A 556-nucleotide genomic window follows, 5' to 3' on the forward strand; every position below is an offset into this window, starting at 1 on the left:
CGGCGTTAAGTTGCAAGGAGGCATAAGTGAAAGATAAAGAAAAAATTGCAGTATTCATTGATGCTGATAATGCTCCAGCAAAAAAGATTGATAAAGTGCTATCTGAGCTTGCTCGCTATGGTGTGGTCAATATCAGAAAAGCTTATGGGAACTGGAAAAATCAAAACCTGAAAGTTTGGGAAGATGTGCTGCATGAGTTTGCTATTCAACCGATTCAACAATTTGATCTTACAAAAGGTAAAAATGCGACTGATATGGCGTTGGTGATTGATGTCATGGATGTCCTATATACGAAAAATGTCGATGTCATTTGCCTTGTATCATCTGATTGCGATTTTACTCCCTTGGTAACGAGGACTCTGGCTGATGGTAAATTCGTTATTGGTTTTGGTGAGCGTAAAGCCCCAGTAGCTTTTGTGAACAGTTGCTCTCGCTTTCTATATTTAGACGATGAAGCAGAGGTTGAACAACCCATTCAGAAACAAAGCCGGAATATTAAAAGTGATACTAAACTAATTAATTTGCTACGGCAGGCTATCGAAGCAGTGGAAGATGA

Annotated in this window: 1 protein-coding gene; it reads left to right on the forward strand. The window is 39.2% G+C overall.

The window, feature by feature from the left end:
* Positions 1 to 26 precede the first annotated feature (26 nt).
* Positions 27 to 556 (forward strand): NYN domain-containing protein (locus ACQ661_RS12745; RefSeq protein WP_431668593.1); only part of this gene is annotated, 530 nt, incomplete at its 3' end.

Origin of the sequence: Pseudidiomarina sp. WS423 (assembly GCF_050750165.1) — a bacterium.
Lineage (GTDB): Bacteria > Pseudomonadota > Gammaproteobacteria > Enterobacterales > Alteromonadaceae > Pseudidiomarina > Pseudidiomarina fusca.